This is a genomic window from Virgibacillus alimentarius, assembly GCF_000709085.1.
In the GTDB taxonomy this organism is placed as follows: domain Bacteria; phylum Bacillota; class Bacilli; order Bacillales; family Amphibacillaceae; genus Virgibacillus_B; species Virgibacillus_B alimentarius.
Map to the genome: position 1 here is coordinate 1 of NZ_JFBD01000007.1, position 22,043 is coordinate 22,043.

21 protein-coding genes and 1 pseudogene are annotated in these 22,043 nt (G+C 37.4%); 11 read left to right on the top strand and 11 right to left on the bottom strand.

The window, feature by feature from the left end:
• Positions 1 to 219 precede the first annotated feature (219 nt).
• Positions 220 to 533 (top strand): annotated as a pseudogene (locus GZ63_RS17240) (IS5/IS1182 family transposase); the annotation flags it as partial.
• Positions 534 to 667: 134 nt separating this feature from the next.
• Positions 668 to 913 carry a DUF1450 domain-containing protein gene (locus GZ63_RS0101190; RefSeq protein ID WP_029266055.1) on the top strand — a complete coding sequence of 82 codons (246 nt, stop codon included), beginning with the start codon at positions 668 to 670 and terminating at the stop codon, positions 911 to 913.
• Positions 914 to 930: 17 nt separating this feature from the next.
• Here GZ63_RS0101190 and GZ63_RS0101195 read toward each other — a convergent pair whose 3' ends face one another.
• Entirely contained in the window at positions 931 to 1,155 is a 225-nt protein-coding gene (locus GZ63_RS0101195; RefSeq protein ID WP_029266056.1) for a helix-turn-helix domain-containing protein, read from the bottom strand.
• 14 nt (positions 1,156 to 1,169) lie between these two features.
• Positions 1,170 to 1,745: a DUF2975 domain-containing protein gene (locus tag GZ63_RS0101200; protein WP_029266058.1), complete on the bottom strand. Its 576-nt coding sequence runs from the start codon at positions 1,743 to 1,745 to the stop codon at positions 1,170 to 1,172.
• A gap of 176 nt (positions 1,746 to 1,921) precedes the next feature.
• Between GZ63_RS0101200 and GZ63_RS0101205 the strand changes: the two genes are divergently transcribed.
• The 3 genes from GZ63_RS0101205 to GZ63_RS0101215 are packed head-to-tail and all read left to right on the top strand — an operon-like array spanning position 1,922 to position 5,150.
• Complete coding sequence (locus tag GZ63_RS0101205; protein ID WP_029266060.1) at positions 1,922 to 3,115, top strand: DUF418 domain-containing protein; 1,194 nt, start codon at positions 1,922 to 1,924, stop codon at positions 3,113 to 3,115.
• Positions 3,116 to 3,135: 20 nt separating this feature from the next.
• Positions 3,136 to 3,633, top strand: coding sequence for a PH domain-containing protein (locus tag GZ63_RS0101210; protein WP_029266062.1), 498 nt, complete (start codon positions 3,136 to 3,138; stop codon positions 3,631 to 3,633).
• Positions 3,630 to 5,150: a PH domain-containing protein gene (locus tag GZ63_RS0101215; protein WP_029266064.1), complete on the top strand. Its 1,521-nt coding sequence runs from the start codon at positions 3,630 to 3,632 to the stop codon at positions 5,148 to 5,150. Before GZ63_RS0101210 ends, GZ63_RS0101215 begins: the two co-directional genes overlap by 4 nt.
• A 76-nt stretch (positions 5,151 to 5,226) precedes the next feature.
• On the opposite strand, the gene GZ63_RS0101220 is transcribed toward GZ63_RS0101215, so the two are convergent.
• The 3 genes from GZ63_RS0101220 to GZ63_RS0101230 all read right to left on the bottom strand — a co-directional run bounded on the left by GZ63_RS0101220 (position 5,227) and on the right by GZ63_RS0101230 (position 8,953).
• Complete coding sequence (locus GZ63_RS0101220) at positions 5,227 to 6,747, bottom strand: glycerate kinase (RefSeq protein ID WP_084178885.1); 1,521 nt, start codon at positions 6,745 to 6,747, stop codon at positions 5,227 to 5,229.
• Positions 6,748 to 6,769: 22 nt separating this feature from the next.
• Positions 6,770 to 7,369: a lysozyme family protein gene (locus GZ63_RS0101225; RefSeq protein ID WP_029266067.1), complete on the bottom strand. Its 600-nt coding sequence runs from the start codon at positions 7,367 to 7,369 to the stop codon at positions 6,770 to 6,772.
• A 234-nt stretch (positions 7,370 to 7,603) separates the two neighbouring features.
• Entirely contained in the window at positions 7,604 to 8,953 is a 1,350-nt protein-coding gene (locus tag GZ63_RS0101230) for an MATE family efflux transporter (RefSeq protein WP_029266069.1), read from the bottom strand.
• 258 nt (positions 8,954 to 9,211) lie between these two features.
• Between GZ63_RS0101230 and GZ63_RS18915 the strand changes: the two genes are divergently transcribed.
• A complete protein-coding gene (locus tag GZ63_RS18915; protein ID WP_029266071.1) occupies positions 9,212 to 10,525 on the top strand; it encodes a hypothetical protein in 1,314 nt (437 codons plus the stop codon).
• A gap of 81 nt (positions 10,526 to 10,606) precedes the next feature.
• On the opposite strand, the gene GZ63_RS17775 is transcribed toward GZ63_RS18915, so the two are convergent.
• Positions 10,607 to 10,756 carry a hypothetical protein gene (locus GZ63_RS17775; RefSeq protein ID WP_156947652.1) on the bottom strand — a complete coding sequence of 50 codons (150 nt, stop codon included), beginning with the start codon at positions 10,754 to 10,756 and terminating at the stop codon, positions 10,607 to 10,609.
• A 463-nt stretch (positions 10,757 to 11,219) separates the two neighbouring features.
• Here GZ63_RS17775 and GZ63_RS18565 point away from each other — a divergent pair, with 463 nt between their 5' ends.
• Positions 11,220 to 11,351: a hypothetical protein gene (locus GZ63_RS18565; protein WP_264175914.1), complete on the top strand. Its 132-nt coding sequence runs from the start codon at positions 11,220 to 11,222 to the stop codon at positions 11,349 to 11,351.
• Between the two features lie 28 nt (positions 11,352 to 11,379).
• Here GZ63_RS18565 and GZ63_RS0101255 read toward each other — a convergent pair whose 3' ends face one another.
• On the bottom strand, positions 11,380 to 14,550 hold the full coding sequence (locus GZ63_RS0101255) for a DEAD/DEAH box helicase (protein ID WP_029266073.1): 3,171 nt from the start codon (positions 14,548 to 14,550) through the stop codon (positions 11,380 to 11,382).
• A 268-nt stretch (positions 14,551 to 14,818) separates the two neighbouring features.
• Here GZ63_RS0101255 and GZ63_RS0101260 point away from each other — a divergent pair, with 268 nt between their 5' ends.
• The 3 genes from GZ63_RS0101260 to GZ63_RS0101270 are packed head-to-tail and all read left to right on the top strand — an operon-like array spanning position 14,819 to position 17,675.
• Entirely contained in the window at positions 14,819 to 15,571 is a 753-nt protein-coding gene (locus GZ63_RS0101260) for an ABC transporter ATP-binding protein (protein ID WP_029266075.1), read from the top strand.
• Between the two features lie 17 nt (positions 15,572 to 15,588).
• Positions 15,589 to 15,780: a hypothetical protein gene (locus tag GZ63_RS0101265; protein ID WP_029266077.1), complete on the top strand. Its 192-nt coding sequence runs from the start codon at positions 15,589 to 15,591 to the stop codon at positions 15,778 to 15,780.
• Positions 15,781 to 15,815: 35 nt separating this feature from the next.
• The gene (locus GZ63_RS0101270) at positions 15,816 to 17,675 is read left to right on the top strand and encodes an ABC transporter permease (protein WP_029266079.1); all 1,860 of its coding nucleotides are present in this window, start codon (positions 15,816 to 15,818) and stop codon (positions 17,673 to 17,675) included.
• A gap of 50 nt (positions 17,676 to 17,725) precedes the next feature.
• On the opposite strand, the gene GZ63_RS0101275 is transcribed toward GZ63_RS0101270, so the two are convergent.
• The 3 genes from GZ63_RS0101275 to GZ63_RS0101280 all read right to left on the bottom strand — a co-directional run bounded on the left by GZ63_RS0101275 (position 17,726) and on the right by GZ63_RS0101280 (position 20,047).
• Positions 17,726 to 18,913 carry an MFS transporter gene (locus tag GZ63_RS0101275; RefSeq protein ID WP_029266081.1) on the bottom strand — a complete coding sequence of 396 codons (1,188 nt, stop codon included), beginning with the start codon at positions 18,911 to 18,913 and terminating at the stop codon, positions 17,726 to 17,728.
• 259 nt (positions 18,914 to 19,172) lie between these two features.
• On the bottom strand, positions 19,173 to 19,334 hold the full coding sequence (locus GZ63_RS18255; protein ID WP_084178887.1) for a putative holin-like toxin: 162 nt from the start codon (positions 19,332 to 19,334) through the stop codon (positions 19,173 to 19,175).
• A gap of 107 nt (positions 19,335 to 19,441) precedes the next feature.
• Positions 19,442 to 20,047 carry a superoxide dismutase family protein gene (locus GZ63_RS0101280; RefSeq protein WP_029266083.1) on the bottom strand — a complete coding sequence of 202 codons (606 nt, stop codon included), beginning with the start codon at positions 20,045 to 20,047 and terminating at the stop codon, positions 19,442 to 19,444.
• Positions 20,048 to 20,291: 244 nt separating this feature from the next.
• On the opposite strand from GZ63_RS0101280, the gene GZ63_RS0101285 reads away from it, so the two are divergent.
• Entirely contained in the window at positions 20,292 to 21,428 is a 1,137-nt protein-coding gene (locus GZ63_RS0101285) for an N-acetylmuramoyl-L-alanine amidase (protein ID WP_029266085.1), read from the top strand.
• 175 nt (positions 21,429 to 21,603) lie between these two features.
• Here GZ63_RS0101285 and GZ63_RS0101290 read toward each other — a convergent pair whose 3' ends face one another.
• Complete coding sequence (locus GZ63_RS0101290) at positions 21,604 to 22,026, bottom strand: DUF4064 domain-containing protein (protein ID WP_029266087.1); 423 nt, start codon at positions 22,024 to 22,026, stop codon at positions 21,604 to 21,606.
• Positions 22,027 to 22,043 lie beyond the last annotated feature (17 nt).

Sequence of the window (22,043 nt, forward strand, 5' to 3'; positions counted from 1 at the left end):
CTGCTTTCCGCGGGCACAGCCTCAGCCTCCTCGGAAGAAAACCATTTCACGTGGGGTCTTCAGACTCGTGCTATTCCCGCTGGAGTCAGCCGCCTTTCGTTCGAGTCAACTAGATATGAAAACGGCTTTAATATGCTTGTTTTAGTAAACAAAAAGGACACCTTCTGATAAAATTAAAGTCACTACACACAATTTTTCAGGGGTGTCCCTTATGTTTCCATGAATCAAATTGTTTTGCCGCTGGATTTAGAAATTAAATGACAAGAAGATGATATTGCCTATGTCGTGGAAAGTATTCCGGACGAAGCATTCGTCAGCCTTTTGCGTGAGAGGAGCTGTCCGGCCTACCATCCGCGCATGATGTGGCTGGCCCCAGGGATATGAACCGAGTTATCGAACGATTAATCGTTTCCGCATTCACCCGGAAGTCAAAGAATTATTGCGTTAGTGTTTCGTAGAATTCCGTTGTAAGCCTTGTGCAGGAAAAACAGATTGATGAAGAAGCCATTTTTATTGATGGCACCAAGTGGGAAGTTAAAATGACGCTAATTCAATGTGACAAAAATGGGTATACTAATATAATGCTAATCAATTGATTCATGTGGCAGTATATGCTACAACTAACAGAGTCAAAAATTTTAAATTGATTTGAAAGAAAGTGATAGCAATGGGAATTGTCGTAGTCGAGGTATGTGACGGAAATGCAATCACTAAAATAGATATAGAAGGAATCATCGAATCCGAGTTTCCAGAAGTAGCTGTGCTAAAGAATGAATGTCTGGCATTTTGCGGTTTATGCAGAGTAAGGCCATTTGCCCTTGTTAACAATCGGCGAATTTTCGGGAAAACAGTTGAAGAATGCTTAGACAAAGTTCGCGCAGCAATCAAAGAAGAACTAGCTGTTTATCAATAACAACAGCTTGTTCTTTTTTATTCCTGAGCATCTCCATCTGTTTCATCGATATATTCCAGTAAATCACCCGGCTGGCAATCGAGAGCCTTGCACAATGCATCCAATGTTGTGAAACGGATCGCTTTTCCTTTTTCATTTTTTAGAATGGATAAATTGGCTGTTGTTATGCCGACTAATTCCGATAGTTTATTGAGCGACATTTTGCGCTCAGCCATCATAACATCCAACTTTATTCTGATCATCTTTTTCCCCTACTTTATATTGTTTTCTTATTTTCCTCTACCGCATGAACAGCCGTTTTTAAAGCTGATGCAAGAATGATAAGTACAATGCCCCATGTAATCGAATCGATATAAGAAAGATTGGAGGATTGAATCTCAGCATTTGTAATATCTAATGCACTCAGAGCCTTTGACAGCAAAAGTCCATCGGTATACGTAAATGCCGTCCCTAAAATAAGATAGGTTAGCCCCAGTTTAAAGATAATCGAAACATTCTCGTACATAAACAGACTATCTTTATAAATATTTTTTAACAGCTTATACATCAACCTTAAAAATAATAGCGCAGTTAAGATCATGGTTGTTATGGAAATTAATGATAAAACCATAAAAGATTTTTCCATGTAAAGATTTGGCTCCTGATAAAAATGTAACTCGAGATAGCTAAAAATAGGTTCAAACTTGCCAAACGACTTTGAAAGAGCACTATCTGCATCCCAAATGAATGATAGATGCAATAATATTGCAAAGATCCCTATTAAAATGGTGAAATAAAACCCTATCAAGCATAATACCGATAATAATTTAAAAATAGCTTTTTTGGCTCCCATTGCTCCACTCCTATCGTAAAACACCGTTTTCCTCATTTCTTCATCAACTATAACACACATTCTTTATCAATGCATTTTTATCGATAATCGATAAAAAAATATTGATAAATAATCTCCCATCTGCTATATTTTATACTATCAAACCGCAAATAAGGTTTTTTGGGAGGAAGTATGACATGCGAGCAACGACTAAAAGAATTGGTTTCATTGATGGAATCCGCGGATGGGCATTATTCGGAATTCTTCTAGCTAATTTACTTATTTTTCAGTACGGAATCTTTGGAAAAGATGAAATTTCCTACTTTGATCTTTCATCAAGCAACCTGTTTTCTTATTATTTTGTGAAGCTTTTTATTGAGAATTCATTTATGCCTATCTTTACATTTTTATTTGGCTATTCCTTAATCCTAATGAGGAACAGCCTGAAAAAGAGGCAGTTGCGTGTGAAATGGCACCTATTCCGAAGATTTATCATGTTAATTGTGCTTGGCGTCCTGCATAGCACTTTTTTGTGGGAGGGAGATATTTTATTATCCTATGGCATGATGGGTATCCTTCTTTTGCTATTTGTTAACCGGAAACCAAAAACATTGCTTATCTGGGCGATACTTTTACTTTCATTCATCACCGTTGGTAGCTTTTTTGAAACTGAAGAGGATATTGCTTTAACGACAGATGGAAAAATGGAAACATATCTGAATCAAACAACCAATATATACAGTTCTGGCTCATATAGCGAAATCAAATATCACCGCAATCATAAAGATCCGATGGAACTCGATGGAGAGGAAGCGGCCTTGATGTTATTAGCTATTCCCCTTGTTATGCTGCCGATGTTTTTCATTGGCATGCATGCTGCCCATAAAAAGTGGCTCGTAAATCCACTGAAAAACAGAAATAAATACAAAACTGGAATGATCATGCTTATCCCAATAGGATTAATTTTAAAAGCTACATTTTACATCAAAGAGTCTATTCATTGGCTTGTCGATCTGAGTTATTTGGGAGATATTACCCTTGCGATTGGTTATATTTGTCTATTTGCATTTGTTTATGGCAAACTTTTTGGAAGTCGCTTCGTTATTGGATTTGAAAACTTGGGAAAATTATCATTAACGAATTATATCATGCAAACCATTATTTGTACGTTTATCTTTTATGGTTACGGTTTAGGACTTTTTGCAAAAATGGGGGTCACCTTTTCCATTGTTTTAGGAATCATTATTTTTCGATTGCAGCTATATGCAAGCACCCTCTATTTAAAATACTTCAAGCAGGGACCACTTGAGTGGCTGCTAAGAATTTTTATTTATTTCAAAGCCCCTACAAAGAAAAGACTGCGAACCGAGAAAGCGTATAAAAATGGCTAGAAATAGATTGGAGTGATTTCATGTATTCCAAGATTCATTCACCCGAACATCGATTGTCAAAAGATGCTGTTAAAATTTGGATCATACGCGAGGTAATGATCGATATCCTTGGGTTTATCATACTTGGTGTTTTATTTTATTTAGACTATCATTTTTCGTGGAAAGACTGGATTGGTTGGATTCTTATTGTGATTACAATCATTGCTGTCCTTTTCTCCATCTGGTCCATCTTTATTGAACCATTTCTGCTTTACAGAAACTTTCGATATGACGCAGATGAGTCGTTCTTGCAATTGAAATCAGGCGCCCTAAAAGAAGTACATCAGCTTGTTCCGATGACAAAAATACAAGCTGTGGAGACAAATCAAGGACCATTGTTTAGAAAATATGGACTTTGTTCACTGGAAATCAGCACGATGGGATCTTCTCACACAATTCCCGCACTACCTAAAGAAGTTGCTGTCAAATGGAGGAATCAGATTGCTCATTTCGCCAAAATAAAGGAAGTGGAGGAATGACGGAAAGCAAACAACGTTACCACCCACTGCTTATTCTTTTTCATTTATGGAGGTTATTAAAAAACTCCATTGTCTTCGTGATTTATTTATTTGTTATAAAATTCGGCTCGGATTCCACTTTTATTAAATACGGGAGAATCATTTTTTTCCTTTTGATTGGAATCTCCATTATTTCCATTGTGGTGAAATGGTTTTCACATAAGTACAAGGTGGATGATACGTCATTCCATCTTTACAAAGGACTTTTTGCAAAATCAGAGCGAACCATTCCCTTTTCTAAAATTCAAAACGTCAATCGTCGTACTACTGTAATCCACCGTATTTTTAACGTTACATCGATAAAATTTGAAACCGGTATGTCTGATTCAGATGCCACTGTTGCGTTTGAGGCCATCCCTAAAAAAGAGGCCGATCACTTGGAAGAACATATAACAAATACGGGCGTGGATGAGCCATCCACAAATCAAGCTGTCAGTGATCCAGACATGCCACCTCAAGACAGTAAGGAAGCAGTAGTTTCCAATCGTAGAATTCATTTTAAGCCGACCAAAAAGGAGCTTATCAAAGCATCGTTTACATCATTCAGTTTTCTAGTGCTCATCCCAATCATCATTTCTGCTTATTTTAAACTCACCGAGATCTTTCATGTAGGAAAAAAAGTAGAAGGATTGTTTTTACAAATTACGCATTCTTGGTGGCTTCTTACAATCATCGTGATCGTAATGCTTTTTGCTTCAGTCATTTTTGGATTTGCAAAGACATTTTTGACATATGGGAAGTATGAAATAGCTTCAAGTGAAGAGCAAATTTTTATTACAAAAGGTATCGTCGAGGAAACAACATTTACCATATCAAAAGATAAAGTACAAGCGATTGAAATGACACAATCGCTGATGAAACGATTGCTTGGACTTGTGGAAGTTAAACTGATCAGTGCCGGTGGCTCTAATGACGGAGATGAGGAGATGGAAATTAATTCTCTTTATCCATTTCTGCCTATTGAACAAGCACGTAAAATAATTTCCGAAATACTTCCTTCGTATGAAGTGACTGAGGAAATGACGCGTCTTCCTGGCAAATCTTTATGGGTCCGTTTATTCAGACCTAGCTGGCTATGGATTTTTTCCACTGGTTTATTATTTTACTTCAAGCCAGCTGTACTTGGTATCACGCAAGCTTGGTGGATTTTATCTATTGGCTTGCTTTTATCCATTGTTGTATCAAGATTGCTTGATTTCTTTCATACAAGCTATACATTCAATCATCACTTTATCCAGTTTCAAACAGGCGGCTTCACAACATCTCTGTTCACATCAAAACGAGATAAGATCATGGAAGTGAAAATATCCCGTAATATCGTTCAGCGAATGCTTGGATTAGCGTCTATTGAGACCGTTAATCGTGCCAAACCGGTGCGTCATACTGCTCTTCATGATGTTCCTGTGCAACTGGGAGAGAGATTTTATACATGGTATAAAAAACGTGAAAATGAAATAAAAATAGAGTCCAAGCAATAAACTGAGGCATTCACTAACAAGAGCTCAGCCCTCTTATATCAGTGAATGCCTCAAGTTCATCTATATCATGCATGCGTTATTTTTTATATACGACAACGTCCATTTCGACAAGTGCGCCTTTTGGAAGACCACCAACTTCTACGGTAGCTCTTGACGGATAAGGCTCTTGTAAATATCCGCCATAAATATCATTGACAGTAGCAAAGTCATCCATCGAATCCAAATAAATGGTAAATTTCACAACCTCTGAAAAGTCTGTACCTGCCTCTGTTAGAATAGCTTTTAAGTTTTCTAAAACCTGTTTCGTCTGCTTTTCAATTCCTCCTTCCACTTCTTTGGTTTGAGGATCGATTCCAATTTGTCCGGACACATAAACAAAATTACCCGCTTCAATTGCCTGAGAGTAAGGACCGATTGCCGCTGGTGCATCTTCTGTATGGATTGCTTTTACCATTGTAATTCCTCCTTGATTTTGTATGTACTTAAAAATTTCCTTTGTTCTATTAAATAATACCATTTTTGGCTTGTTCATGGCTTGCTTTTTGCTGAATGTACCATTAATTAATGTATGAATTTCAGTAAATTGATCAAGTAACGCTGATCTGTCCTCCACCGTAACATTGCCAGAAATAAGCATCGAGGGAACATGGTATTTTCGGGCTAATGCTGCAACATATCCAGGTGCTTTTCCATCAAGCGTTTGTGTATCACTTTCTCCTTCGCCACTAATGACTAGATCGGCATGTTTTATTTCATCCTCAAGCTCAATCACTTCGGAAATGAGCTTAGCGCCTGAAAGCAATTTACCCCCCATCGCCATAAATGCAAACCCCAGACCGCCCGCTGCACCAGCTCCTGGTTCTTTGTCTAATGAAAGCGAGAGGGAATTTGTTTTTTGTATTCGTTTACTATAATTCCCCATGGCTTGATCCAAATATTCTATTTGTTGACGATTAGCCCCTTTCTGAGGGCCGAATACAAAGGTTGCTCCATTCTGTCCGCATAAAGGATTCTCTACGTCTGTTGCTACACGAATGGTACATGAAGCAAGGCGCGGGTCGAGTGTTTCTAGATGAATTGTTTCTATTTCTAACAAATGCTCACCGAAAATACCAACATGTTCACCACGGGAATTTTTAAAGGTAGCCCCCAGAGACATGAGCATTCCAAAACCACCATCATTCGTTGCACTACCACCTAACCCGATGATAAATTTACGAAATTGTTTATCTAGAGCTATACGTATGGCCTCGCCAATACCATATGTGGTTGTTTTATATGGATCTCGGCTGTCCTTAGGAACAAACGGCAAACCTGCCATACTGGCAATTTCAATAACAGCAGTATCTTCGTATACCACTCCGATACACGTCTCTATTTTTCTCCCAAAAGGACCAGTTACCTTTACCGGCAATCGCTTACTGTCAGGAATCGCACGGAGCAAGGCATCCAGCATTCCTTCACCACCGTCCGCCATCGGTTTGATGACAACGTTATGTGTAGCATCCACTTCCATGATGGCATTTTTTATTATATTTGCTGCATCCACCTGTGTCAGTGTTCCTTTATATGCATCTGGTGCCACTACGATTTTCATATGAACACCCCTGTTTTTTTATCTATAGCGTTTCTCGATAAGCCATGACATCACGGACATAATAGATATCTCCGTAACAAGCGTTATATCGCTTTGCTTCTTCTCGGTAACACGTATAAGTTTCCCTGTCTTTATCATACATTTGTTTAGAGAAATTAATCGCTTCTTGCTGTGAATATTCTCCGGATTGATTTTTGACATAATCAATGAACCCTTTTCCAAAATTATAAGATTGTACGGCCAACTTTACATCTCCATCCGCTTTCTCCAGCACTTGAGAAAAATAGTACACTCCTTGCTTAATCGAATGTTCCGGATCATCAATGCAGCCAACTTCCCCGCAATAACTTTCTGATGATTGCATTGGGTCATTTCCCTTGCCTCCTGATTCCTGCATCATCATGGCCAAAATAACATCTATGTATGAGGATACATGGTATTTCTTTGCATATTTTTCAACGAGCGGCTGATATTTTTTTACTTCATCGCTTATGCGTCTATCAGGTTGTCGGTCTATTTCCGGTTTTTCATAGGTTAATAGAGACAGGACAACAAACAAGATTCCTATAAATAAAAATAGAACGGTTGCCTTTTTCATTGCTTTTACTGTCTTGCGTTTCATATTTTCGATTCTCTTACCCCAGTCTTTTATATTTTATGTGCCATTTACCAAATGATTGGATCGTGCACGTTGCTAAAAGCTACGAACTGTAATTTTTCGTAGTTTTATTTAACTTACGGTTGCAACGCTGTTACAGCTAGAGTTTGTATGAAATTTACCCATCCAGATTAAAGCATTCATTCATGTTTTCGTTCTCTAATTCTTATCCATTTTAGCTAACGTTCACTCCATTATTTAATGTGCTTTTTGCCCTTTAAATAACTCTTTTTCCCGCCACTTGCCAAAACGGTAATACATATAGGCTATAAAACTGCTAGCCAAAAAGCTGGCACCTACTCCAACACCAATTCCTACTTCTCCAAACATTTTTGAAAATAAAGAAGCAAACGGAAATCGCAATAACCAAAATGACGTGATATTTAATGCGAGCACTTGATACATTGCGCCAGATGCTCGAACGATTCCATTTAATATGAAATTGATGCCAAGAAATGGATAACATAATGCGACGATACGCAAGTATTTTGTTCCAAAAGCTACTGCTTCTTCCTCTTCTATAAATAATCGAACTCCAAATTCAGCAAAAAGTACAACAATTACACCTATGATCAGCATGACAGAAAAGTTATATAAAACGCCATACTTGGCTATCCGTTTCACTCGCTCCCAATCATTTATACCAATATTTTGTCCAGCCATACTGCTTACAGCTGTTCCTAATGCATGGGCTGGCAGCATGACAATACTATCCAGCCGTTGTGCAGCACCATATCCTCCAACGACATTTTCTCCAAAAACGGTGACAACGCTCATAATCGCTGCTGCTCCAGCAGAAATCACTGCCATCTGAAGCCCGGACGGGATGCCCAGATTTAAAATAAGCCCTATTTCCCCTTTTGTTGGAAGAGAGGGTATACGGAATGGCGCCAGCTTACGTCGAAGAACATAGAAAACACCATAGATAAATGCCGTTCCTTGTGCTACGACTGTTGCATAAGCTGCCCCGTTGATCCCCAAGTTAAGTCCGGCAATGAACAGTGGAGCAAGTATGATATTAAGCATAACAGCCAGCATAACAAAGCGAAGTGGCGTCTTGCTGTCTCCTAAAGCACGGAGGACGGTACTAATAAAGTTATACCCAAATAAAAATAAAATCCCGATAAAATTAATTTGCAAATAGGATTTCGCGGAAAAGATCATACTTTCTGGTGTTCCTAAAATTCGTAAAAGATTTTCTGCAAACATATATCCAGTAACACCTAAAATGAGCGATATTGCCGTTAAAAGTACAACATAAGCATTTAAATACCGTTTTAATCCATATGTATTTCCGCGTCCTTTTTGCTGAGATAAGATGGTTAAAGCGGAATTATTTAAGCCGATAACAAAAGAAAGTATGGTAAAAATAATTGTACTCGATACGGCTACAGATCCCAGAGCATTTGCTCCAAGCAAATTTCCAACCCACAAACTATCAGCAAATTGATAGGAAGTCTGCAATAGATTTGTCAGCATGATTGGACCTGAAAATAAAATGAGCTGTTTAAAAATATTCCCTTGGGTAAAATCATGCTGTTTCTTCATTCATGTCCATCCTTTCTTTATCACATCTAGTTCCACGTAAACATTTCTCGTATATATCAGATTCTACTAGGAAATGAAAGTATTCTTCAACTGTTTCTCTTTTTTAGTTGCACCATCTCTATTATTCTACCCGCGAACATTGCACAAAAAGCTATTTTTAATAAAAACTGCTGCTCTTTCATTCTTGACAGTTGTATGAATATTCTATATTATGGTATAAATTAACGAAATTTGTCGATTTATCTGGGAGGATCTTATATGAAAACCAAAATAGCGGTGTTCGGTAGAAAAGAGGTCGTTGATCAATGCCATTCCTCTGTGTTAGGACAAGTGGATCTTGAGATCGTTCCTTTTATTTATACACATGTCAACGAAACTCCAAAACTGATCGAGAAGGCCTTTATATGTGATGTATACCTTTTTACAGAAGCTATATCCTATGCCTTTGTAAAAAAGATCATCAATAAAAAACGCCTTCCTGCCGTGCAAATTCCTTGTGATGACTATATGTTTTTAACCTCTCTTTTTCTCGCAAATAATGAACGGGAAAAGCCCATCAAACGTTTATCCATTGATCTATGGAATAAACACCGTATTCATGAGGTACTTACAAAGTTAAATACAAGCAATTATGAAGTATATACATCTGATTACAGAAATAATGAAGACAACAACATTGACCAGATCACAGCATTTCACAAGCAACTATGGGAAAAAGGTAAAATTGATCATGTACTTACTTCCATAAAAGAAGTTGATCTCATGCTGAAGGATGCTAACATTCCTTCTATATGCATGGAAATTCCAAAAGTTAATATCGAGCGTGCGATCCAAAAATGCAAATCCATTGCTACACTAAAAAAGTATAATCATACACAAATGATTGCAGGATACGTTTGTGTAAAAGGTTTTGAATTGTTAAACAGAGAAAAAGGTGAAATCACATATGAAATGATACTCCCTAAGCTAGATCAACTCTTAGAGGAATTTACATTTCAGACAGAAGCTGCACTTATCCAAACAAAAGCTAATCAATATGTTTTATTTGGAACACAAAAAATGATCCATTATATTACCGATCATTACCGGAATTTCCCATTATTGACAGAAATCGAGCGTTCTCTGCAAGTTCCTATTTCAATCGGATTTGGACTAGGTATGACAGTGAAACAAGCGGAAAATAATGCGAAGCTGGCGCTAGACAGATGCAACCAAGAGCCATACAGGCATAATTGTTTTCTTGTAAACGAACAAGGGGATAGCTTTGGCCCAATTGGAGTTAAAAAACATTTTGACGCTGCACGATTATACCAGGCTCTCATTCATAAGGCACGACTAAATAATGAATTATCATATAATTTCATAAATTTCATCTCCAGCAGGAATAATGAACCTTTTTCTTCGAATGATATTGCCTTGTATTACCGTGTCACGAAACGCAGCGCGGAACGCACGATAAATAAATTATTAAATGGCAAAGTTATTAAAGTAGTCGGTGAAGAAAAACCATATCTGAAAGGAAGACCAAGGAAGTTATTTCAAATTGCAACTGAAAAAGAAAAAGCCAGGTAACATCGCATTACCTGACTTTTCTTTTTAAATTCGAAAAGAAAACTTAAATAGTAATAGAAATTAACCTGCCTCCTAAACAAATTAACTTTTGTTATTAAATAAGTAATCCATGATATGATCGAAAAAAGTTACTTGTTCCGTAATTAAAAATACGGGCAAAAGCATGATAGCCAATGCAATTGTTGCGTTTGAAACAATAAACTTGGCAAATCCATTCACAACCGTTTTCATGAAACACCACCTTTCAGAATTGTTTAAATATTATAACACCAATAAACTTATAAAACAAGAAACATGTCTATCTATTTTTCATTATGAACGTTTTGCTCCATTCGCAAACTTTCTAATTTTAGATTTACATCTACTTCGTTAAAGCTTTATTGTCCCAAAAATAAAGAGATTGGGACAAAACCCCAGTAAATGTAAAAAAAATTTACTTTTCCGTGCAATTTTTAGTAATCCCGTTGACTTCCACTACAGGTGGCTGCTTTCCGCGGGCACGGCCTCAGCGTCCTCGTAAGAAAACCACTTCCTGCGCGGTCTTCGGACTCGTGCTGTTCCCGCAAGAGTAGCCGCCTTTCGTTCCAGTCAACTAGATATGAAAGCAGCTTTAATATGCTTGTTTTAGAAACAAAAAGGACACCTTCTGATAAAATGAAAGTCACTACACAACAATTTATCGGGGGTGTCCCTTTTGTTTAAATCTTATACCATGAATCAAGTTGTGTTGCCGCTTGATTTAGAAATTACATTACAAGAAGATGATATTGTCTATGCCGTGAATGATGTCGTGGAAAGTATTCCGTTTCTACTTATTCTTGGCTAGTTATGTCCCAACCCCCTTGAATAACCACTTATAGATTCAATAATTCTCGCACGTCCTCTTCACTCAGACTGGACAACATTGTTTCTCCTGGCTGAATAACTTGATCAATAAGCTCACGTTTCTTTTGTTGTAATTCGTAAATTTTTTCTTCTATGGTCCCCTCCGTTATCAGACGAATCACTTGCACTACATTTTTCTGACCAAAGCGATGAGCTCTTCCAGTCGCCTGGTCCTCCACTGCAGGATTCCACCATAAGTCATACAAAATCACCGTATCTGCCCCTGTTAAGTTTAACCCAGTTCCACCTGCTTTTAAGGAAATAAGAAATACATCTTTTTCCCCGTTATTAAAGCGTTCACTCATTTGGACACGTTCACGAGATCCGGTTTGACCATGCAAATAAAAATAGGCAATGTCCTCTTGCTGTAATTTGTTCATGATAATTTCATGCATACTTGTAAATTGAGAAAAGATGAGCATACGCTTTCCATTTGCAATCGCATTTCTTACTGTTTCCATCAGCTGTTCCAATTTTCCCGATTTACCTTGATAATTTTCGATAAATAAAGATGGATGGCAGCAAATTTGTCTAAGCCTTGTAAGGCCTGCTAATATTTTCATTCGATTCTGATTAAATCCGCCTGCTTTCATCGACTCCGCTGCTTCTTGTTGTAATTGCCTTAAATACCCAAGATATAATTCTTTTTGTTCATTGGTTAACTCCGAAATAGAGGTTGATTCTATTTTATCTGGCAATTCTTTTAAAACATTCTCTTTCAAACGTCGTAAAATGAATGGTTTTGTGAGACTTGCTATTTTTTCATGCGACATTTGTTTAAATGACCGTTGACTGGGCATTAAGCCAGGCAAAACAACTTGAAAAATAGACCATAGCTCACTAATCGAATTTTCAATTGGCGTGCCACTTAATGCAAACCTTCTTGTCGCCTTAATTTGTCTAATTGCTTGCGACGTTTTTGTAGCATAATTTTTTATATATTGCGCCTCATCGAGTATCATTGTTTGAAATGTTAGTTCTTTATATTGCTCTATATCTTGTCGCAGTGTTGCATAGGAGGTAATCCATACATCCTTATCCGTTGATTCTTTAATCATTTTTTCTCTTTCCACTGGCGTCCCTTTCAGAATAGACACACTTAAATCAGGAGCAAATTTTTCACACTCATTTTTCCAATTATACAGTACAGAGGAAGGTGCTATGATTAAATGTGGCGAGTCGCTTGGTTCAGATAGCATATAAGCGATGCTTTGCAACGTCTTTCCGAGTCCCATATCATCCGCTAAAATTCCGCCTAAGTAATAATTGCTTAATGATTTGAACCATTGGTAACCTGTCTCCTGATAAGACCGAAGGGAGGCATTTAAATTTTCCGGAAGCTCATAAACTTGTTCTTCTGGTGACTTCAATTGATGTAATAGTTTCCTAAACTTTGGGTCATAATCTTTTTTCGTATCAATCAGCTCATCAATCTGTGTACTGCGATAAAAAGGCATATGAATATTGCCTTTATCCAGATCTCCCTTTTTAATTTCTAAATCTTCAAGGAACTGTTGCATGGAAGAAAATTCATCGCCTTCCAACGACATCAATGCACCACTCTGCAAGCGGTAATAGCGCTTCTTCTCAATCACCGCATTTAAAATTTGATTTATTTCAACGTCATCTACCCCATCGATGTTAAATCCGATTTCCAATAAGTTAGAAGATGATTCCACACTGACACTTGTGCTTGGATTAGGTTCATGTTCAACAATAAAATTTCGAATTTCAGATGTTAAAAACAAATCCACATAACGCTCAAGCAAAGGTAAAACATGGTAGATAAAATCATACAGTTCTTCTTCATCCGCCTCGATATATAAATCTTTCCCATTATAATGAAAGTTGGCATATTCAATCAGCTGCATGATCTTTTGCTCTTTATCTGTATCACGAATAATAATTGTATCACTTTCATCACGTCCGCTAAAGGGATCGATTTGGTGATCACCATAATGATATTCTAACTTACCAACAATCCAATCCGCCTGTATTTCTAGATATAATTTTGCATGTAATGGTACTTGGATAATTTCAGCTTCGACCTTTTCAGCAATTTCCACGTCTCCTACTTTTTTTAAAGAGGGCAGGACTTCAGACAGGAAAACATTTGCTTGATTTTTGGTGATTGGAAGCTGGTGATTTTCCATCCCTAATTGATTCATTTGTTCGAGAACAGGTATTTGCTCTTTTGACGGGAAATAAAAAGTGCCTTCTGAAAAGAGTATTTGATACGGTTTAAAATATACACTTTGTGCAACATCGCTCATTTCAAGCATTAAATCTTCCCGTCTATTTTTGGTTACAACAAATTGAAAAGGTAAATGGTCTTTAACGATCTCTGCATGCTGAAAACTTTGCTCTCCATTTTCTATCGTTAAATCTCTTTCAATCAGCTTTTCTATTAATTCGCGAGCGAGTAATGGCGGTATAATAATGGATCGTTTATCGTGTAGCTTTGTTTGATAATGATAAAATGAATACCCGTTGTAGACTTGCTCATTTCTTAAGATAGAGTACAACAGCTCAAAGGCATCCAGATCTTGCTGCAGGAAATAATGACTCTCTGGACTGTACGTAAATGTTTTTGTAAAGTAATGCTCCCGTCCATGTAAAACATCTTCCAGAAATGCAAATGCATCTTTAACAACAAAACATCTTTTTTCCCCTGCTTTTAATTCAATGAGCAAATTCCGATCAAAAGACCACTTTAAATAGTATTGCACATGCATCGGAATTTTCCGTAGCAGTATTTCCTCCGCTTCTGGACTTTGTTGTGTAGAAGTAATCGCTTGTATGAAACGATTCGTCGTTTGGTATTCATAGTCATCCAGTCCCGATTCATTCCCTGCTGATCTATTGGCAATGCTAATTAAAACAGCAACAATATGTTTACACGATCCATACGTATCAAAGGCTGGACAATCACAATATGCCTTGATCGAGCCACTTGAAAATTCAGACATATTTATCTCCACAAAATAATCTTCTGAGCCATGTACAGTGGCTGTCCACACATTATAATTCAAATCGTATACTAAATTACTTATCAAATCATTTTTGTAATATGCTAACCCGCGTCGATAAATCACCGATGGAAACATATTTTTTATATTAAAATTCCGAATAGTATTCAAAATGTATTACCCTGCCTTCACAATCTCATTTCCTTTATTGTAAACGAGAAACAATGATTTTCAAACCCACACACCCAAAAGTTGATATTTCCGTTCTTCGGTTGATATTTCCGTTCTTCGGTTGATATTTCCGTTCTCGGGCGGTCACTTACTTGTGACCGGCCCGAGAACTTATCTTACAAAACTGTAAGGCTGATGAAAGATAAATACATATTACATCAAGACACCAGTGGCTATACTTGTTATAGATTAAGAGGGAGGTCACAAAATGAGTAAACCAGTACTGCAAGTAAAAAATCTTCACAAAATATACGGAAAGAAAAACCAAAACCAATATCATGCGTTGGATCATGTTTCATTTACGATAAACGAGGGCGAATTTGTTGGCATTATGGGGCCTTCTGGTGCCGGAAAAACGACATTATTAAACGTCATTTCTACCCTTGATGATGCATCGGAAGGAACCATTGAAATCGCCGGAACAAATATTACTTCGATGAAACAAAATCAACTGGCAGATTTTCGTTCTGAACAGCTCGGATTTATCTTTCAGGATTTTAATTTACTGGAGAATTTGACTGTCTATGAAAATATTGCACTGCCTTTATCTTTACAAGGCGTTTCGTCCAAAAAGATTAAGCCAAATGTCGAAAAAGTAGCCCAAAGGTTAGGGATCGAAAGCATTCTAAAGAAATATCCAGTAACGATATCCGGAGGGCAAAAACAGCGGGTTGCCGCTGCACGTGCATTAGTCCATGAACCTGCTATGATTTTAGCTGATGAGCCTACAGGTGCATTGGATTCTAAAAATGCCAAGAGTTTAATGGAAACAATCATGGATTTAAATGAGAACCATGACGTTTCGATTATGCTCGTGACACATGATCCACTCAGTGCGAGCTACTGTCAACGGATTATGTTTATACAGGACGGCAAGTTATACAAGGAAATCAATCGAAACAGCACAAGAGAGGTATTTCACCAACAAATTCTCAACGTACTCGCTGAATTTTCAGGATAAAACAGGAGGGGGAGCAAATGGAAAAGTTTTCTTTTGTTCTGGAGGTCGTGTTATTGATTATTTCCATGATCGCACTGCTTGGTTCTTTTTCTGTATTTATTGTTGAATTATTTAAAAAGGGATATAAAAACATAAAATGGACGTTACTAGTCACTTTATTATTTATCTACATCATAACCTATATCCCTTATTTAGTTATTAGCAACTAACGCATTAGGCGTTTCATTAGGAGGGATCATTTCATATGTTATTTAAACTTTCATTTTCCAGCATGCGGAAATCGTTTAAAGATTATTTGGTGCTTTTATTTGGACTGACGATTTCCATTGCGATTTTTTATATGTTTCAAACACTAGCACAAAATAAAGTGTTTCTTGAATCAAATGCTATGATTAGTTCGATTGTATTTGTCTTTCATGTCGGAACATTTATTTTGGCTGCAATCACGATCTTTTATATCTTTTATGCAACATCCTTTATGCTTTCCATGAGGCAAAAGGAAATGGGAATGTATATGACCTTAGGCGCAAAGAAATATAAAGTGGCACAGATGATGTTTTTTGAAACGTTCTTTATCGGAATGATTTCTTTGCTGATTGGTATCGCAATTGGTATTGGTTTAGCTGAAGGTATTGCGTCACTATTTATGTGGCAGCTGGATTTCTCCGGTGAAGGATTTGAAGCCTTTTACCTTTCATCTATTATGACAACCGTTATTTTTTACGTGATTTTGTTTTCCTTAACATCGATTGTTAACGCAGTAAAAGTTGCACGTCAATCCGTTCTTGAATTACTTCATGCCGACCGGAAACATGACGAAGTTAACACGAAAGGCAGCCGCACGATTATCGGCGTATTTTTTGCAATTGCTCTGATTGCAGTAGGTTACTATGCAATGATTCATATCGATAAATTAGTGCAATTTGGGGTGATCTTGGCAGCCATTACAATCACAATCGGGACATATCTTATCTTTATTTCATTTTTACCTTATTTTATTAAGAAATTAAAAGGAATTCGTACGTTAAATGAAAAAGGACTTAATGCTTTTACCCTTGCACAACTGCGTTTTCGTGTCATGAATTTAACAAAAGTACTTGGCACAGTTACCATGCTTATAGCCTTAGGATTAGGAGCACTTACTGCCGGTATTTCTTTCTATCATAATATCGAAAAACAATCATCCATGTTTCAAACCAATGATGTCGTCGTTCACCAGCCATCTGAAACAGATGAGGAAATCATTGAAACATTAAATATCACAGAACAACATGAATATCGATACAAAGTAAAGAAGGATGGTGTTTACTTTTTAAAAGAGGACTTACTAAATAACCCGCCATTGATTAGGGAATTCAACCCGGAAATAAAGGAAATACCTGAGCCAAAAAGCGTTGCAACCTCGCTTCCTGCTGAGAAGTATGCATGGAATGAAGATGAACAAATGAAAGCTATGCCAGAGGGATGGTATACAGCCATTTCAACGGAATTAAATACAAGCTTTTACATGTTCGGAGGCCGGGATATTTATATCTATGATAAGACAAACTTTCAAAAAATAGACGGAAAAGAACAGCACGTATTTACAGCTATGATTGAGGATTTCAAAGAAGCCCTCCCCAAGCTGGAGAAAATCGATAAAGGCCAGCAAGAAATAGCTGCATCTATGACCGGAGAAAAACCAGAAACAACAGGAAGTAAATATAGTAATTACGTAGCTATTAAAGGATTTTCAAACGGAACGATCTTTATGGGATTCTTCCTCGGAGTTGCTTTTCTCATGATGATGGCCAGTGTGCTTATGTTTAAACTGCTATCAAGTGCAAACGCTGATATACAGCGCTATGACATGCTACGGAAAATTGGTGTTCGAAGGTCTGTGCTAACAAAATCGATTTACAGGGAACTGTTTCTCGTTTTCCTATTCCCTGCTATCATAGGCCTTGTTCACGTATTAGTCGGTATGCAAATGTTTTCTTTCATCATTATTGAACCATACACAAAAATTTGGATTCCGATTAGTATCTTTATCCTAATATATGGAATTTATTATGTGATGACGGTCCAAATGTATAAACGCATTGTCCTCCCTAAAGAGGAATAAATGTAAAAAAGTTGTCTCAAACGGCTGATCGTTTGAGACAACTTTTTTACTTATGATTGCACTTGCTGTCTGGTCTTCCATAGGAGGGATACATAAAAAAGCATCGCCAACAGAACTGACCCCGCCGCAGTTAAATAGATCGAATAATAACCGAACATCGAAGCGAGCTGGCCAAACACCATCGCACCGATACCAACTCCTAAATCAAAAAAGGAGAAAAATGTTGCGTTAGCCATGCCTCTCCTGTTCATCGGGGATTTCTCTACCGCCCACGCTTGCAGTGCAGGCTGTACACTCCCAAATCCAAGGCCATAGATTGCAGCAGCAAGAAGCATTACAGGCGTATTCGGCAGCCATGATAATAGAAGCATTGCTATAAAAATCATGAACGTACCAGGGAGAAATACGTACAAATGACCTTTTTTATCGTATATTCTTCCTGCAAACGTCCGAGATACCATGAGAAAAACAGCATAAACAAGAAAATAAGATTCAATCGATCCAAGCCCTCTTTCTGCTGCGTATAAGGGCAAGAATGAGGCAATGCCACCAAATGTTACAGTTATAAAAAACAACAAAACAGATGGCGGTATGGCTGTTTTTTCGAAGATATCAAATTTTACCGTGACAGATTTATTCGGAGACTGTTCCACCTTTTTATAGCGAATCGTTGTGGATAGTAATAATGCCACCAAACCAAGAGCAGCACATAATAGAAATAGTTTAGTAAAAGAGATGACGCCAACGAGTGATAAACCTAATGCAGGGCCAAAGGCAAGAGCTAAATTCCCAGATAGGCCAAAGTATCCTAACCCTTCCCCGCGGCGTTTTGTCGGTACCAAGTCCGTTGCAATCGTACTGGTTGCTGTGGTTGAAAACCCCCAGCCGATTCCTTGTATAATCCGCATGAATACTAACAAAGCCATACTAACTATAAATGCATAGGAGCCTACAGAAAGTACAAAAATCGCTAGTCCGGTCATATAAACAATGCGTCTTCCCTTTGATTCCAATGCATGCCCAGCGTAAGGACGGAAAATTAACGCAGAAAAAGTAAATACACTGACGATAATTCCGATTAGTTGATCACTTCCACCTAGTTCTTTAACGAAGATTGGAAGTGTAGGCAATGTCATTTGAAATCCTAAAAATATAAAAAAATTAGCAAGACAAATCAAAATAAAATCACGTGTCCAAATTTTATCTTGAGCTACTGCCTGTTGTACATTACTATGCATGAAAGCCTCCCTTTATTTGATTTCAATCTATTATACATGAATATGCCAATAAATACATGAATAGCATCGGAACCAGGATATATTAACAAAATATAGATATGTCTTATTCGAAGGGAATATGGTATAATTTAACTAGATTCTCATATATTTAAAAGACCACAGACAGGACTGTGGTCTACAGATAAGCGGTTCCTTAGAGGGATCGGCTGCATAGAAGCGAATAGACCTCTCCTTACTAACATGCAAAGAATAGGAGGGTCTATTTTTTATTTATTAAAGTTACGACCAAAGCGACTAATGCAATCAAAAGCGTACCGAAACTAACCATCACCATTAACGCTTCATATACGCTAATAGGCTTCACCCCCTTACACGCGGGGTTAGCCGATCCAAGCCTAAAAAGAACTTTATCTATTATCATTATATCACAAATGAATAAAAAGGGAACATATATTCTATTTTCTTATTTAAACTTCTTTTTATTGCTTAAAAAAATATGAAATCTGAGATGAATCCCAGATTTCATATTTATTCCTCTATGACACCACAGGCAATGCGATCTCCTGCGTCACCCGAGGGCTGTGATTTATTGTCATCCTCATCTGCATGAATGACTAAAGAAGTACCCTCGCCATCCAGCAAACTATTTTCCGCATTTTTCTCTAGCGTTACTCCTTTTGCAACAAATGATTCACTTACAGATCCATCTTCATTCACTTCAATGTTGGGAAGATCACCTGCATGGGGACCATCAGGGTCATCAATGCCATGATTTGTATCATCAGGATTAAAATGCCCCCCTGCAGATTCAAAATCCGGTGTCTCACAAGCGGCTTTTTCATGAATATGAAATCCATGTTTTCCCTCAGGGATTTTAGCTGCATCCAGCTGGATATTGACACCCTCATCTCCTTCGTCCAGTATGGCTGTTCCTATCTTTTTTCCTTCTGTATCCTTTAGTTCAACTTGGACTAGATCTTTACCCGGTTCAGAGCTTTGTCCTTCTTCCGTTTCAGCTGATTCGCCCTTTGACTTCGTATCGGAATCATCATTCGTGTTTTCCTCATTATTTCCGCATGCGACTAAAACAACTAACAATAAAGTCATGAAAAACAGCAATATACCACGCTTCATCCATACATTTCCCCTTCTCGTATATTGTTTTAATTATAATCATTATTCACATTTCCAGTACCATTTAAACATATGGCTTATGAATATAAAAAGGACTAGCTATTGAAAGACAAATTATTTATACTAATTATATTACATTTTTTCCCTTCTTTAGTAAAATCTATGTTTAGAAAGATGGTAAAAGGGTTAATATTAAATATTGCTAGTTTTGGTAACTTTTATACTAACAACAAGGAGGATTGCAATGAAAAATACTGCTCGCCTGATAACATTTTGTCTAAGTTTTTTGCTATTTTTCTTTATTTTTCTATCTGATAGTCATGCTGAAAATGGACGAACCTATCAAGTTAGTACTTCTTCACTGAATGTTAGAAGCACTCCTTCTCATAGTGGGGAAATTATTGGTAGGCTCAACAAGGGAGACAAAATTGTTGCATTTCAAGAAAAACATGGCTGGATTCTGACTTATTATGATGGAAAGGAAGTATGGGTAGCATCTCAATTTTTAGCTCCTGCAGAAGGAAAAACACAAAGCAATGATCCGAATCATGTACAACAGCAACAAACAAATACAGTCCAAGTAATGGAAAATGATGTACATATTAGATCTGGTGCAGGAACAAACCATTCGATTATTGGAACTGCAAATGCCGGTGATACATACAATCTAAAGGATACATCAGGTGACTGGCACCAAATTGCTCTCTCTGGTGGCTCTACTGGATGGATCGCCGCTTGGTTAACAAATGCACAAACTGCTTCAGAGCAAGAACAAGATACCAAAACGAACTCGTCCAACGAAGAAAAGTCACCATCCGGTGAAGGAACAGTAGCTTCTAATGGATCACTAGAAGGGATTAATATCATGCTTGATCCGGGACATGGTGGCAAAGATCCAGGCTCTATCGGGGTAAATAGGGCCCCAGAGAAAGATTTAACATTATCTATTACGGATCGTATTGCTCAGTCATTGAGAAACGCTGGTGCGACAGTAATCGTGACCAGAACGAGCGATCATTATTTATCACTGGATCAAAGAGTTGATTTAAGCCATTCGTATAATACGCACGCTTTTATCAGTTTGCATTATAATGCATTTCCAATTGAAACAATTCGTGGTTTTAGTACATTTTACAGCTCTGATCGTGAGCTGGCCAATGAAATTCATTCTTCGATCATGCAAAATATAAATATGCAGGATCGCGGTGTCAATCAGGCAGATTTCCATGTAATGCGTGAAAATAATAACCCTGCAATACTTTTGGAATTAGGGTTTATTACGAATCCTGATGATTTATTGATGATCCAATCAGGAGATTACCAAAATGGACTAGCTAACGGAATCACAAATGGGCTAAAAAATTATTTTAATTCATATTAAAAGAAGTAACTGATTACCAGTTACTTCTTTTTATTTGGCATCGTATAAAATAACTTTTTTTGTCGTTATTTCCCAGGAAATTCTAAAAAGTACATATGAGGTGCATCCCATTCCAAAGAGTAGAGAAACATTACAGCACCGCACCCTAGTTACGCACCTTAGGGCGTAGCTATTTTTACTGTTCCATTGCCCCCTTTGGTTTCCGTGTGAGTGCCACAATCCCACAAATGGCGTAAAATATTGCAATGATCCACGTTCCAAAGCCTAATAAAATCAAGGAAAGTACTGCTACTATTATTAACATGATACCAGCCGGTTTTGGCCGCTTATTACCCTTTAGAAATACAATAGCGATGATCCCAACGATCACTGCAACTGAAGAAAATATTGCAAGCATCCATCCTTCGCCGCCAATACTTTCTAGCATCGAATTAAATTCGTTCATTGTTATACCTGCTTCTTGCTGTGTTTGCTCAAAGATATCACGCATGACATCCTTATTGTTTTGTACCCATATGAGTAGTCCACCCATAAATGCAAAAAAAGCATATAGCAATGCTCCTATAATCGCTAACACAATTTCAACTGTTCGTTTCATTTATACCAACCTTTTTA

Coding starts and splice junctions, on each gene's coding strand:
- GZ63_RS0101260 (WP_029266075.1), top strand. CDS start 14,819: ATGAGTAAACCAGTACTGCAAGTAAAAAATCTTCACAAAATATACGGA.
- GZ63_RS0101220 (WP_084178885.1), bottom strand. CDS start 6,747: ATGAAAATCGTAGTGGCACCAGATGCATATAAAGGAACACTGACACAG.
- GZ63_RS0101270 (WP_029266079.1), top strand. CDS start 15,816: ATGTTATTTAAACTTTCATTTTCCAGCATGCGGAAATCGTTTAAAGAT.
- GZ63_RS0101205 (WP_029266060.1), top strand. CDS start 1,922: ATGCGAGCAACGACTAAAAGAATTGGTTTCATTGATGGAATCCGCGGA.
- GZ63_RS0101210 (WP_029266062.1), top strand. CDS start 3,136: ATGTATTCCAAGATTCATTCACCCGAACATCGATTGTCAAAAGATGCT.
- GZ63_RS0101230 (WP_029266069.1), bottom strand. CDS start 8,953: ATGAAGAAACAGCATGATTTTACCCAAGGGAATATTTTTAAACAGCTC.
- GZ63_RS0101195 (WP_029266056.1), bottom strand. CDS start 1,155: ATGATCAGAATAAAGTTGGATGTTATGATGGCTGAGCGCAAAATGTCG.
- GZ63_RS0101225 (WP_029266067.1), bottom strand. CDS start 7,369: ATGAAACGCAAGACAGTAAAAGCAATGAAAAAGGCAACCGTTCTATTT.
- GZ63_RS18255 (WP_084178887.1), bottom strand. CDS start 19,334: ATGATAATAGATAAAGTTCTTTTTAGGCTTGGATCGGCTAACCCCGCG.
- GZ63_RS0101285 (WP_029266085.1), top strand. CDS start 20,292: ATGAAAAATACTGCTCGCCTGATAACATTTTGTCTAAGTTTTTTGCTA.
- GZ63_RS0101280 (WP_029266083.1), bottom strand. CDS start 20,047: ATGAAGCGTGGTATATTGCTGTTTTTCATGACTTTATTGTTAGTTGTT.
- GZ63_RS0101215 (WP_029266064.1), top strand. CDS start 3,630: ATGACGGAAAGCAAACAACGTTACCACCCACTGCTTATTCTTTTTCAT.
- GZ63_RS0101200 (WP_029266058.1), bottom strand. CDS start 1,745: ATGGGAGCCAAAAAAGCTATTTTTAAATTATTATCGGTATTATGCTTG.
- GZ63_RS18915 (WP_029266071.1), top strand. CDS start 9,212: ATGAAAACCAAAATAGCGGTGTTCGGTAGAAAAGAGGTCGTTGATCAA.
- GZ63_RS0101290 (WP_029266087.1), bottom strand. CDS start 22,026: ATGAAACGAACAGTTGAAATTGTGTTAGCGATTATAGGAGCATTGCTA.
- GZ63_RS17775 (WP_156947652.1), bottom strand. CDS start 10,756: ATGAAAACGGTTGTGAATGGATTTGCCAAGTTTATTGTTTCAAACGCA.
- GZ63_RS0101265 (WP_029266077.1), top strand. CDS start 15,589: ATGGAAAAGTTTTCTTTTGTTCTGGAGGTCGTGTTATTGATTATTTCC.
- GZ63_RS0101190 (WP_029266055.1), top strand. CDS start 668: ATGGGAATTGTCGTAGTCGAGGTATGTGACGGAAATGCAATCACTAAA.
- GZ63_RS0101275 (WP_029266081.1), bottom strand. CDS start 18,913: ATGCATAGTAATGTACAACAGGCAGTAGCTCAAGATAAAATTTGGACA.